The organism is Streptomyces sp. TRM70350 (assembly GCF_019219825.1).
Taxonomy (GTDB): Bacteria; Actinomycetota; Actinomycetes; order Streptomycetales; family Streptomycetaceae; genus Streptomyces.
In genome coordinates this window covers 20,221-32,388 of record NZ_JAHUXH010000002.1, presented here as the reverse complement: position 1 = coordinate 32,388, position 12,168 = coordinate 20,221, and the positions used below count along the sequence as shown (strand labels likewise).

8 protein-coding genes are annotated in these 12,168 nt (G+C 69.8%); 2 read left to right on the top strand and 6 right to left on the bottom strand.

The window, feature by feature from the left end; genetic code table 11:
- Positions 1-29 precede the first annotated feature (29 nt).
- From KWI83_RS03525 to KWI83_RS03505, 5 genes are all read right to left on the bottom strand, one after another.
- Complete coding sequence (locus tag KWI83_RS03525) at positions 30-1,403, bottom strand: alpha-amylase family protein (RefSeq protein WP_218512768.1); 1,374 nt, start codon at positions 1,401-1,403, stop codon at positions 30-32.
- Positions 1,404-1,539: 136 nt separating this feature from the next.
- Complete coding sequence (locus tag KWI83_RS03520; RefSeq protein ID WP_218512767.1) at positions 1,540-3,222, bottom strand: alpha-amylase family glycosyl hydrolase; 1,683 nt, start codon at positions 3,220-3,222, stop codon at positions 1,540-1,542.
- A 167-nt stretch (positions 3,223-3,389) separates the two neighbouring features.
- Entirely contained in the window at positions 3,390-4,298 is a 909-nt protein-coding gene (locus tag KWI83_RS03515; protein ID WP_218512766.1) for a sugar ABC transporter permease, read from the bottom strand.
- Positions 4,299-4,311: 13 nt separating this feature from the next.
- Complete coding sequence (locus KWI83_RS03510) at positions 4,312-5,262, bottom strand: carbohydrate ABC transporter permease (protein ID WP_218512765.1); 951 nt, start codon at positions 5,260-5,262, stop codon at positions 4,312-4,314.
- A 109-nt stretch (positions 5,263-5,371) separates the two neighbouring features.
- Positions 5,372-6,640, bottom strand: a complete 1,269-nt coding sequence (locus tag KWI83_RS03505; RefSeq protein WP_218512764.1) for an extracellular solute-binding protein — start codon at positions 6,638-6,640, stop codon at positions 5,372-5,374.
- 381 nt (positions 6,641-7,021) lie between these two features.
- Between KWI83_RS03505 and KWI83_RS03500 the strand changes: the two genes are divergently transcribed.
- Both KWI83_RS03500 and KWI83_RS03495 read left to right on the top strand, forming a co-directional pair.
- Positions 7,022-8,056 carry a LacI family DNA-binding transcriptional regulator gene (locus KWI83_RS03500; protein ID WP_308121978.1) on the top strand — a complete coding sequence of 345 codons (1,035 nt, stop codon included), beginning with the start codon at positions 7,022-7,024 and terminating at the stop codon, positions 8,054-8,056.
- 154 nt (positions 8,057-8,210) lie between these two features.
- Positions 8,211-9,062, top strand: a complete 852-nt coding sequence (locus KWI83_RS03495) for a phosphatase PAP2 family protein (protein WP_218512762.1) — start codon at positions 8,211-8,213, stop codon at positions 9,060-9,062.
- 12 nt (positions 9,063-9,074) lie between these two features.
- On the opposite strand, the gene KWI83_RS03490 is transcribed toward KWI83_RS03495, so the two are convergent.
- Positions 9,075-12,068, bottom strand: coding sequence for a bifunctional [glutamine synthetase] adenylyltransferase/[glutamine synthetase]-adenylyl-L-tyrosine phosphorylase (locus tag KWI83_RS03490; protein ID WP_218512761.1), 2,994 nt, complete (start codon positions 12,066-12,068; stop codon positions 9,075-9,077).
- Between the last annotated feature and the right edge of the window lie 100 nt (positions 12,069-12,168).

The following is a 12,168-nucleotide window of genomic DNA, read 5'->3' as shown; positions in this document are numbered from 1 at the left end:
CCGGCCGGCGCCAACCGCCCCTTGCCCGGTCAGCAGCTCGACTTGCCCGCGTAGATCGCCAGCGCCGTGTTACTGCCCAGCGTCGCCGTGAACTGGCCGGAGCCGTTCACCGTCACCGTCGTGTTGTTCTGGACGTCGCAGTACGTCCCCGCAGGCAGCGACGTCTGGTACGTGCGGGTCAGCGACCCGGACTCGTGGTTGATCGCCACGAAACCCTTGCTGCCCCGCCCGAAGGCGATCGCGTCGCCGCCGTTGTCCCACCAGTTCGTCACCGACTCGCCCCGCGTGGCATTGCGGAAGGCGACCATGCGCTGGATCTCCGGCCAGGCGTGCTGGCACTTCCAGCCGTCCTGCCAACAGGCGTTGACATGGCCGCCGTTCGGCGGTCCGGCGTCGTGGTCGGTGAACTCGTAACCGGAGTTGATGTCAGGGGCGCCGTAGGGCCAGGCCAGCATGAAGACGTTGGCCAGCGTGTAGTTGGCCCCGTCCTTGTAGCTCAGCGTGGAGCCGTTGCGCTCGGTGTCGTGGTTGTCGACGAAGACGCCCGCCACGCCGCTGCTCATGTAGCCCCAGCCCTCGCCGTAGTTCTTCAGATAGGCGAGGTTCTCGTTGGTGAAGACCCGCTTGAGGTCGTAGGCGTACCGGAACTCCTGGACATCCCCATTGCCCGTGTACTCCGTCGGCTGGACCGCCTCTCCGCTGCCGTAGATGACCTCCTGCTTCCAGTAGACGGACGGATCGCTCAGCCGCGACTTGATGTTGGCCAGGTCGTCCGACGGCATGTGCTTGGCCGCGTCGATGCGGAAACCGTCGACGCCGAGGGAGAGCAGGTCGTTCATGTAGCGGGCGATGGCCCCGCGGACGTAGTCCTCGCCCGTGTCCAGGTCGGCCAGGCCCACCAGTTCGCAGTGCTGGACGTTCCAGCGGTCCTGGTAGTTGGTGATCTGGGCCGTGCAGTCGTCGAAGTCGAAGGAGGAGTACAGGCCGGGGTAGTCGTACTTCGTGTACGACGAGCCGCCCGTGCCGGTGCCGTTGCCTGCCGACATGTGGTTGATGACCGTGTCCACGACCACCTTCACGCCCGCCGCGTGGCAGGTGTCCACCATGTTGTGGAACGCCGCGCGGTCGCCGAGACGCCCGGCGATCTTGTAGCTCACCGGCTGGTACGACGTCCACCACTGCGCGCCCTGTATGTGCTCGGCAGGCGGGGAGACCTGCACGTAGCCGTAGCCCGCGGGGCCGAGGATGTTCGTGCACTCGCGGGCGACCGAGGCGAAGTTCCACTCGAAGAGAACGGCGGTGACGTCCTTGGTGCCGGGTGGGGAGGCGTCCGCAGCGGACGGGGTCATGACAAGGGCGCCGACTGCGAGTACGGCCGCCCAGGGGAGGGTTCTGCGTGCCATGTGGGGTTTCCTTCACCGTTGAAGGCTCTTGCTGAAAACTTTCAGCCAACTTGCGGTGACGGAGATGTTAAAGGCCCGCCGCCCGAAAGGGCAGCGGGCCGTACGAACTTCAATGAAAAATGTTGCGAGACGGCTTTCAGGACGCCGTCGACCACCACACCGTGGTGTCGGCCGGAACCTTCACCTCGCCGTCCGCCTCGCTCACCTCACCACTGGCGAGCAGCAGACGCCCGTACACCGGAGTCGTCACCGACTCCCCGCCGGTGTTCGCGACGCACACGAACTCGCCACGCCGGAAGGCGAGCACCCCCTCGGGCGTTTTCAGCCACTCGACCGTCTCCCCCGCGCCGAGGTCGGGCTGCGCACGGCGCGCGGCGAGCGCGGCCCGGTACAGCTCCAGCGTCGAACCGGCCACCCCCTCCTGCGCCTGAACGCTCAGCTCGCCCCACCCCTCCGGCTGCGGCAGCCAGCTGCCCCCGCTGCCGAAGCCGTACGACGACCCCGTGCGCGTCCACGGAATCGGCACCCGGCAGCCGTCGCGGAACCCGTCCTGCCCCGCGCCGCGGAAGTACGCCGGGTCCTGGCGCACCTCGTCCGGCAGGTCGACGACGTCCGGCAGGCCCAGCTCCTCGCCCTGGTAGATGTACGCCGATCCGGGCAGCGCCAGCATCAGCAGCGTGGCCGCCCGCGCCCGCCGGAGCCCCAGCTCGCGGTCACCGGCCTCGCGGATCTGCGTGCCGAGGCCGGGCGGGTTGGCGAAGCGGGTGGCGTGCCGGGTGACGTCGTGGTTGGACAGCACCCAGGTGGCGGGGGCACCGACCGGACGCATCGCCTCCAGGGTCCGGTCGATGACCCTACGGAGCTCCTTGGCGTCCCAGTCCGTGCCGAGGTACTGGAAGTTGAAGGCCTGGTGCAGCTCGTCCGGGCGGACGTAGTTCGCGGTCCGCTCGACGGTGGGGGTCCACGCCTCGGCGACGAAGATGCGCTCCCCCGCGTACTCGTCGAGGATGGTGCGCCACTGCCGGTAGATGGCGTGCACGCCGTCCTGGTCGAAGAACGGCATGACATCGTTGCCCAGCAGCTTCAGCTGCTCGTGGGAGCCCAGGTCGGGCAGGCCCTCGGCCTTCACCAGGCCGTGCGCGACGTCGATGCGGAAGCCGTCCACGCCCATGTCCAGCCAGAAGCGCAGGATGGAGCGGAACTCGTCGCCGACCGCAGGGTGTTCCCAGTTGAAGTCGGGCTGCTCGGGTGCGAAGAGATGGAGATACCACTCGCCGGGGGTGCCGTCCGGTTCGGTGACCCTCGTCCACGCCGGGCCGCCGAAGATGGACTCCCAGTCGTTGGGCGGGAGTTCGCCGTTCTTCCCCTTGCCGGGGCGGAAGTGGTAGCGCTCCCGGAGCGGGGAGCCGGGGCCTTCGCGGAGCGCCCGCTTGAACCATTCGTGCTGGTCGGAGGAGTGGTTCGGGACCAGGTCGACGATGATGCGCAGGCCGTGCTCATGGGCGTCGCGGATCAGCGCGTCCGCGTCCAGCAGGGAGCCGAACATGGGGTCGACGGCCCGGTAGTCGGCGACGTCGTACCCGGCGTCGGCCTGCGGGGAGGCGTAGAAGGGGCTGAGCCACACGGCGTCCACGCCGAGGTCGCGCAGGTACGGGAGTCGGGATCGTACGCCCTCCAGGTCGCCCATGCCGTCGCCGTTGCTGTCGGCGAAGCTGCGCGGATAGACCTGGTAGATCACCGCGTCGCGCCACCAGTCGCGGCGGCGGGCGACGGTGGCGACGGCGGAGGTCGGGGCCGGGTCGGTGGAGTACTGGCTCATGGCGTCCTTGATGCGTCAGGGAGTCATCGGGCGTGAGTGGGGCGGCTGTGCTGGGGGGAGAGACGAGGCGGCCGCGGTACAGCGGGGTCTGGGGGTCCTCCCTCTGGGGGAGGGCACCGCGGCCGCCACCCGCGCGGCACGGCGCGCGGGATTCTCGTACGGGCCGGTCAGCCCTTTGTGCCACCGGCGGTGAGGCCGGTCACCAGGTTCTTCTGCACGAGGTAGAAGAACGCGGAGACCGGTATCGCGATCAGTACGGCGGTGGCGGCCATCAGGTTGCGCTGGGCGTCGTGCTCGCTGACGAAGCTCTGCAGGCCGACCGCGAACGTGTACTTCTCGTCGTCCAGCAGGAACGTGGTGGCGAAGGCGACCTCGCCGAAGGCGGTGATGAAGCTGTAGAACGCCGCTACCGCCAGGCCCGGCCGGGCGAGCGGCAGGATCAGCCGCAGGAAGGTGCCGAACGGGGAGAGCCCGTCGACGCGTCCCGCCTCGTCGATCTCGAAGGGGATGGTGTCGAAGTAGCCCTTGAGCAGCCAGGCGCAGTACGGCACGGCCGTCGAGCAGTAGACGAGGATCAGGCCGAGGTAGGTGTCGATGAGCTGGAGTTCCGACAGGATCTGGTACATCGGCACGATCAGCACGGCGATCGGGAACATCTGGGTGACCAGCAGCACCCACATGAACTTCCGGTAGCCGGGGAAGCGCATCCGGGACACCGCGTAGCCGGTGGTGGCGGCGATGAGCACGCCGATGACCGTGGTGCCCAGCGAGACGACCAGCGAACTCTTCAGCCAGTCGAAGAAGTTCGTCTCCGTCAGGACGAACGCGTAGTTGTCGAACGTCATCTTCCCCCAGATGCGCCCGGGGTGCAGATAGTCGTCCTTGTCCGGGCCGAGGGACAGGAAGACCAGCCAGGCGATCGGGAACAGCGCGATGAGGCTGGCGACGGTCAGGATGCCGTGCGAGGCGAGGGTCCCGACGAGGCCGCGCTCACCGCGCCGGCGCGTCCTGCGCGGCGGGACGGAGGCGGGGGCCCGGTCCGCGGTGGCGGACTTCTCAACGGTCGTGATGCTCATGGGGACTCCTGCCTCAGATCGCGAGCTGCTGCTCATTGCGGTTCAGCCAGCGGCGGTAGACGGAGGTGAAGACGATCAGGATGGCCAGCAGCAGGATGCCGTAGGCGGCGGACTGGGCGAAGTCGCGCGGCTGCTGTCCGAAGCCGAGGTAGTACGCCCAGGTGACGAGGATCTGGGCGTCCGGGGCGGTGGTGCCGAACAGCAGGAAGATCACCGCGAACTGGTTGAAGGTCCAGATCACGCCGAGCAGGACGACGGTGGAGCTGACCGACCTCAGGCCCGGCAGGGTGACGTAGCGGAAGCGCTGCCAGGCGTTCGCGCCGTCCATCTCGGCGGCCTCGTACAGCGTGCGGTCGATCGACTGCAGGCCCCCGAGCAGCGAGACCATCATGAACGGCACACCGCACCAGGTGTTGACCATGATCGCGGCGAACCGCTGCCAGAAGGTGTCCTCCAGCCACTGCGGGCCCGGCAGCTGCAGCATGTGCAGGGCGGAGTTGATGACGCCGCCGTCGGCGAGCATGAAGCGCCAGCCGAAGACGGTGACGAAGGTGGGCACGGCCCACGGCAGGACCATGATCAGCCGGTAGAAGGTGCGGCCGCGCAGCTTCTGGTTGAGCAGCAGGGCGAGGCCCAGACCGATGGAGAAGTGCAGGCCGACGCAGGTGGCCGTCCACACGATGGTCCAGATGAAGTGCGACCAGAAACGGTCGTAGGCGGTCTCACCCCACAGGATGTCGGCATAGTTGTCGAAACCGATGAACTTGTAGGTGGCCTCGATCTCGTTGACGCCGATCGTGCGGGCCGTGTTGAGGCTGTTGGCGTCCGTGAGCGTCAGGTAGAAACCGTACGCCAGCGGATACAGCACCAGGACGCCGAGCACGACGACCACGGGGGCGATCATCGCGTAGGCGTACCAGTACTTCTGGTAGCTGCGCCTCAGGCGCTGAACGGCGACTGTCATGGTTCGACAACCTTCGTGTGGGTCTGCGGATCAAGGGGCGTGACGCACAGGCCGACGGCCGCTGGATCCGTCCCCCCATGAGTCAGGCGGATCCAACGGCCGGTCGGGGTCACTTGCTGAAGTCCGGCACCAGCTTGGCGATCGAGGTCTCGGCGTTGCTCAACCCCTTGTCCAGGGACTCCTTGCCGCCGGCGACCTTGAGCAGCTCGTCGTCGAGCGGGCCCCACAGCGAGCTGTACTCGGGCAGCGCGGGGCGCGGCTGGGCGGCGGCGAGGACACCCTGGTAGCCGGCGATGCCCGGGTCGGCCTTGACCTCGGCGGTGTAGGCGTCGTCGCGGGTGGGCAGCGTGGAGTTCTTCAGTGCGATGGTCTCCTGCGCCTTCGCCGAGGTCATGAAGTTGACGAACGTCAGCGCGGCCTTCTGGTGGGCCTCGTCGGAGCCGGCGTACACGGAGAGGTTGTGGCCGCCGGTCGGGGCGCCCGCCTTGCCGGTGGAGCCGGCCGGGACGGTGGTGATGCCCAGGTTCTCCTTGTCCTTGAACGCGGAGCCCTTGTAGAAGTTGGTGATCTCCCAGGGGCCCTGGATGATCGCGGCGACCTTGCCGTTGACGAACGCGTCCTGGATGTGGGCGTAGGCGTCCGCGGTGGTGTCGGCCTTGTGCAGGCCCTTGCCGTCGAAGAGGCTCAGCCAGGTCTCGTAGGCCTTCTTGGCCTCGGGCGAGTTGACGGTGATCTTCTTGGCGTCGGCGTCGACGGTGTCGGTGCCCTCGCCGTAGAGGAACGTCTGGGCGTAGTAGGCCTGGGTGGAGCCCCAGTAGCCGTCGACGCCGGTCTTGTCCTTGATCGTGGCGGCGGCCTTCTTCAGGTCGTCCCAGGTCTTGGGGGCCTCGACGCCGGCCTTCTGGAACAGTTCCTTGTTGTAGACGAGGGCGAGGGTGTCCGTGGTGAAGGGGACGCCGTAGGTCTTGCCCTCGTACTTGGCCTGCTCGATCAGGTTGGGCTTGAACCTGTCCTGGTCGGCGAGGGCCTCGGTGCCGTCCAGCGGCAGGAAGTAGCCCTTCTTGGCGAAGGCGGGGGTCCAGCCGACCTCGGAGCGCAGCACGTCCGGGGCGCCCTTGGAACCGGCGGCCGTGTCGAACTTGTTCTGCGCCTGGTCGAAGGGGACGTTGACGTACTTGACCTTGATGCCCTTGTTGGCGGCCTCGAACTCCTTGACCAGGGCCTGGTACGTCGGCGCCTCGTTGGTGGCGTTGGAGGTGTCCCACCAGGTGATGGTGACCGGCCCGTCGGCACTGTCGCCGCTGTCACTTCCGCCGCAGGCCGTCGCCGCGAGGGCGAGGGACGCCACCAGCGCGGTGGCCGCTATGCCACGCCGCATGAGTTCTCCTTGAGGGTGAAAGCCCGAGTGAGCAGGGGGTGGTCCCGTCTACCGCCCCTGTCTGTGTGCCGACTGCGCCGTTGCGGCGGCCGGGCGACGGTGAACGTAACAGCGATGCAAGCGTTGCGAAAGACCTTGCAGAAAAAAAGTGCAAGGCATCACTGAAGTTATCCGCACGTGACCTCCCGTCGATCGCTGTGAGACCGTTGTTCTGCGGGGTTGAGCGGGCACGGACCGTGCTGTGCAAGACTCTGCAAGCTCTTGCCATCCGTTTCCCGAAGGGACGCCATGCCGCAGCAACCCGCAGCGCGCCGGTCAACCGCCCGCACCCGGCGTCCGATTGGTGTGCAAGGCGACATACGGCCGGTACAGTCCAGTGCCGTGACCACACGGCTTGCCGACATCGCTGCTCAGGCGGGGGTGAGCGAAGCGACCGTCAGCCGCGTCCTCAACGGGAAGCCGGGCGTCGCCGCCACCACCCGCCAGTCCGTGCTGGCCGCGCTCGACGTCCTCGGCTACGAGCGCCCGGTACGGCTGCGGCAGCGCAGCGCGGGCCTCGTCGGCCTGATCACCCCGGAGCTGGAGAACCCGATATTCCCGGCCCTGGCCCAGGTCATCGGCCAGGCGCTGACCCGGCAGGGCTACACCCCGGTGCTGGCCACGCAGACCCCCGGCGGCTCCACCGAGGACGAGCTGACCGAGATGCTGGTGGACCGCGGGGTCGCCGGGATCATCTACGTCTCCGGGCTGCACGCCGACACCACCGCCGACATGCAGCGCTACGAGCAGCTGCGCGCGCAGGGCGTGCCGTTCGTGCTGGTCGACGGCTTCTCCCCGAAGGTGCAGGCGCCCTTCATCTCCCCCGACGACCGGGCGGCGATGACCCTGGCGGTCACCCACCTCGTCTCCCTGGGCCACACCCGGATCGGCCTGGCCCTCGGCCCGAAACGGTTCGTCCCCGTGCAGCGCAAGATCGAGGGCTTCGTGCGGGCGATGCAGGACCAGCTGGGCCTGAGCCAGGAGGCCGTCGAGTCGGAACTCGTCCAGCACTCCCTGTACACCCTGGAGGGCGGCCAGGCCGCGGCCACCGCCCTCATCGGCCGGGACTGCACGGCGGTGGTGTGCGCCAGCGACATGATGGCCCTGGGCGCGATACGCGCGGCCCGGCAGCTGGGCCTGAAGGTCCCGACGGACATCTCGGTCGTGGGCTTCGACGACTCCCCGCTGATCGCCTTCACCGACCCGCCCCTGACCACCATCCGCAAGCCGGTCCCGGCGATGGGTCAGGCGGCGGTGCGCACGCTGCTGGAGGAGATCGGCGGGACGCCCGCGCCGCACAGCGAGTTCGTGTTCATGCCGGAACTGGTGGTGCGCGGTTCGACCGCTTCGGCCCCTGGGGACCGGCATCGTCCCTAGGACGGAGAATCGCCGCTCCACTCGATACACGGGTACGAGACGAGCTTGGTACACGGGTACGAGACGAGCGCCTCCCGCGGCCGTAGAACGTGCGTGCTGAATACCACCCGGGGGTGATCGGAGCGGCACGTCTTGTCTGGCAGACTCTGTGCTCATGGGTGACACGACCGTGACGACACTGGAAGGCCGGGAAGAGGCCGTTCCGCACCCCGTCGCGGACGACACGGGGGCGGGTTTCCTGGATCGGCTGCGTACTCCGCGTCGGCCTCGGCTGTGGTTCGAGATCCTGTTGATCGCGGTGAGTTACTGGACGTACTCACTGATCCGCAACGCCGTTCCGGAGCAGAAGGCCGAGGCGCTGCGCAACGCCGACTGGATCTGGAAGGCCGAGCAGCAGCTGGGCATCGCCGTCGAGCAGTCCGTCAACCATGCCGTGAACTCGGTGACTTGGCTCATCGTCGGCATGAACTACTACTACGCGACACTGCACTTCCTGGTCACCCTGGGTGTCCTGGTGTGGCTCTACCGCGGCCATCCCGGCCGCTACGCGGCGACCCGCATGGTGCTGTTCGCGACGACGGGCGTGGCACTCGTCGGTTACTATCTGTATCCGCTCGCCCCGCCCCGGTTGATGAACGGCGGCCACTTCATCGACACGGTCATGGTCCACCAGACCTGGGGTTCGATGGCCTCCGGCGACCTGAAGAACATGTCCAACCAGTACGCCGCGATGCCGTCCATGCACATCGGCTGGTCCCTGTGGTCCGGCCTGACGATCTTCGCGCTGGCGACCGTCCCCTGGGTCCGGGTGCTGGGCGTGCTCTACCCCACACTCACCCTCGTCGTCATCGTGGCCACGGCCAACCACTTCTGGCTGGACGCGGTCGGCGGCATGCTGTGCCTCGCCTTCGGTTACGGAGTGGCACGCGTGTGGTACGGCACGCTGCCGTACGCACTGCCGCGCCTGGTCCCGAAGCGGACGCCGCTGGTGCCGAGACAGGCGTAGCCCTCTCCAGCACTACCCCTTGTAGAACAGCGACTCCACCACCCCCCGGGCCCGCCGGGCCGTGCGCCGGTACGCGTCGAGCATGTCGCCCACGTGCCCCGGCCCGTACCCCAGGTAGCGCCCCACCGCCGCCAGCTCCCGCGCATGCGACGGGAAGGTGTCCCCGGCGCGGCCGCGCACCAGCATCACGGCGTTGCGGACGCGCGTCGCGAGCACCCACGCCTCGTCCAGGATCCCGGCGTCCTCGGCGGAGATCAGCCCGGCGTCCCGGGCCGCCGCGAGGGCCTCACGGGTCCGGGTGGTGCGCAGCCCCGGCACCTGCCACCCGTGCCGCAGCTGCAGCAGTTGCACGGTCCACTCCACGTCGGACAGCCCGCCCGGCCCGATCTTGGTGTGCAGCTTGGGGTCGGCGCCCCGGGGCAGCCGCTCCGACTCCATCCGGGCCTTCAGCCGCCTGATCTCTCGTACGGCCTCCTCCCCGAGCCCCCGCTCCGGGTAGCGCAGCGGATCGATCAGCTCGGCGAAACGGCGGCCCAGGTCCTCGTCGCCGGCGACCGGTTCGGCCCGGAGCAGGGCCTGCGACTCCCAGACCAGCGACCAGCGGCGGTAGTACGCCTCGTACGACTTCAGGGTGCGCACCAGCGGTCCGGACTTGCCCTCCGGCCGCAGATCGGCGTCGATCAGCAGCGGCGGGTCGGCGCTCGGCAGTTGCAGCAGCCGGCGCATCTCGGCGACGACCCGGTTCGCGGCGTCGGACGCCTCCCGCTCGTCGGCCCCGTCCCGGGGCTCGTGCACGAACAGCACGTCCGCGTCGGAGCCGTAGCCCAGCTCGTGCCCGCCGAACCGCCCCATCCCGATCACGGCGAACCGCGTCGGCAGGGTGTCCCCCCAGCTGTCCCGTACCACGGCCCGCAGCGTCCCCGCCAGCGTCGCCGCCGTCAGGTCGGACACGGCCCCGCCGACCAGGTCCACCAGCGCGCCCTGGTCGGCCTCGGCGGGCTGGGCCTCGGTGCCGTAGGAGCCGACGATGTCCGCGGCGGCCGTACGGAACAGTTCCCGGCGGCGTACGCCACGGGCCGCGGCGACCGCCTGCTCGGCGTTGTCGGCGCGGCCGACCGCGGCGAGGATCTCCTGCTCCAGCTGGGCCCGCGGCCGTGGCTCCAGTCCCCCGCCGTCCCCCTCCCCGAGCAGCGCCACGGCCTCCGGGGCGCGCATGAGCAGGTCGGGGGCGAGCCGCCCGGCGGACAGCACACGGGCGAGGTTCTCCGCCGCCGCGCCCTCGTCCCGCAGCAGCCGCAGGTACCAGGGCGTCTTGCCCAGCGCGTCCGACACCTTGCGGAAGTTGAGCAGTCCGGCGTCCGGGTCGGCGGAGTCCGCGAACCAGCCGAGCAGCACCGGCAGCAGGGTCCGCTGGATCGCCGCCTTGCGGGTGATCCCGGACGCCAGCGCCTCCAGGTGCCGCAGCGCCGCCGCCGGATCGGCGTACCCCAGCGCGACGAGCCGCTCGCGTGCCGCCTCGGGGCTCAACCGGGCCTCGCCGGGGGCGAGTTGGGCGACGGCGTCGAGCAGTGGCCGGTAGAAGAGCTTCTCGTGCAGGCGCCGTACGACGGCGGCGTGCCGTTTCCACTCGCGGTTCAGCTCGGCGACCGGGTCGGTGCGCAGGCCCAGGGAGCGGCCGAGGCGCCGCTGGTCGGCCTCGCCCTCGGGGACGAGGTGGGTGCGGCGCAGCCGGTAGAGCTGGATGCGGTGCTCCATGGAACGCAGGAAGCGGTACGCCTCCTCCAGCTGCGCGGCGTCGACCCGGCCGACGTACCCGCCGGCGGCCAGCTCCCGCAGCGCCTCCAGAGTGGAACCGCTGCGCAGCGCGGCGTCCGCCCGCCCGTGCACCAACTGCAGCAGCTGCACGGCGAACTCGACGTCCCGCAGGCCGCCCGGGCCGAGCTTCAGTTCGCGCTCGACCTCGGCGACCGGGATGTTCTCGACCACCCGGCGCCGCATCTTCTGTACATCGGCGACGAAGTTCTCGCGTTCGGCGGCCTGCCACACCAGGGGGCCGACGGCGGCGACGTACTGCGCGCCGAGTTCGAGGTCGCCGGCGACCGGCCGGGCCTTGAGCAGGGCCTGGAACTCCCAGGTCTTCGCCCAGCGCTGGTAGTAGGCGAGGTGGCTGCTGAGGGTGCGCACCAGAGGACCGTTTCTGCCCTCGGGGCGCAGGTTGGCGTCGACGGGCCAGATGGAGCCCTCGACGGTGGTCTCGGAGCAGATCCGCATCATGTGCGAGGCGAGCCGGGTGGCGGCCCGCAGCGCCTTGCCCTCGTCGGCGCCCTCGACGGCCTCCCCGACGAAGATCACGTCCACGTCGGAGACGTAGTTCAGCTCGTTTCCGCCGCACTTGCCCATCGCGATCACCGCGAGCCGGCACAGCGCGGCGTCGTCGGGCGCGGCGGCGGACGCGAGGGCCAGGGCGCGGCGCAGGGTGGCGGTGGCCAGGTCGGCGAGCTCGGCGGCGGTCTCGGCGACGTCGATCGTGGCGCACACGTCACGGGCGGCGATGGACAGCAGACAGCGCCGGTAGGCGACGCGCAGCGCGACCGGGTCGGCCGCCTCGGCGAGGCCCCGCTCGAACTCCGCGACCCCCGGGTGCAGGTCACGCGGCTCGTACGTGACCAGCGCCCGCCAGTCGCCGAAGTGCCGGGCGAGGTGGTCGGCGAGGGCGGCGGAGGCGCCGAGCACACCGAGGAGGCGGTCGCGCAGGGGCTTGGAGCCGGTCAGGGTGTCGAGCAGTGCGCGGCGTGCGGTGGGGTCCGGCTGTGCCTCCAGCAGCCGGACCAGGCCGTGCAGGGCGAGATCGGGGTCGGCGGTGGCGCCCAGCGCGTCCAGCAGCACCGGATCGTCGCGGACGGCGCCGAGCCCGGCGCTCTCCAGCAGCCGCTCGGCGGCGGACGGATCGGTGAAGCCGTGCCGCAGCAGCCGTGTGAAGGTACTGCTTCTGCGCCCCGGCGTCATCCTCGCCCTCCCGTCCGGCTCCACGTGGTACGAGCCGAGCCTAACCGGCCCGCCTGTGACAGGCGCCGATGAGTTCCGCCGCCGTACGGGGTCTGTACTG

Excerpts from the sequence above, each read along its gene's own strand:
- KWI83_RS03505 (WP_218512764.1), bottom strand. The coding sequence starts at position 6,640 with ATGCGGCGTGGCATAGCGGCCACCGCGCTGGTGGCGTCCCTCGCCCTC.
- KWI83_RS03520 (WP_218512767.1), bottom strand. The coding sequence starts at position 3,222 with ATGAGCCAGTACTCCACCGACCCGGCCCCGACCTCCGCCGTCGCCACC.
- KWI83_RS03490 (WP_218512761.1), bottom strand. The coding sequence starts at position 12,068 with ATGACGCCGGGGCGCAGAAGCAGTACCTTCACACGGCTGCTGCGGCAC.
- KWI83_RS03515 (WP_218512766.1), bottom strand. The coding sequence starts at position 4,298 with ATGAGCATCACGACCGTTGAGAAGTCCGCCACCGCGGACCGGGCCCCC.
- KWI83_RS03525 (WP_218512768.1), bottom strand. The coding sequence starts at position 1,403 with ATGGCACGCAGAACCCTCCCCTGGGCGGCCGTACTCGCAGTCGGCGCC.
- KWI83_RS03495 (WP_218512762.1), top strand. The coding sequence starts at position 8,211 with ATGGGTGACACGACCGTGACGACACTGGAAGGCCGGGAAGAGGCCGTT.
- KWI83_RS03510 (WP_218512765.1), bottom strand. The coding sequence starts at position 5,262 with ATGACAGTCGCCGTTCAGCGCCTGAGGCGCAGCTACCAGAAGTACTGG.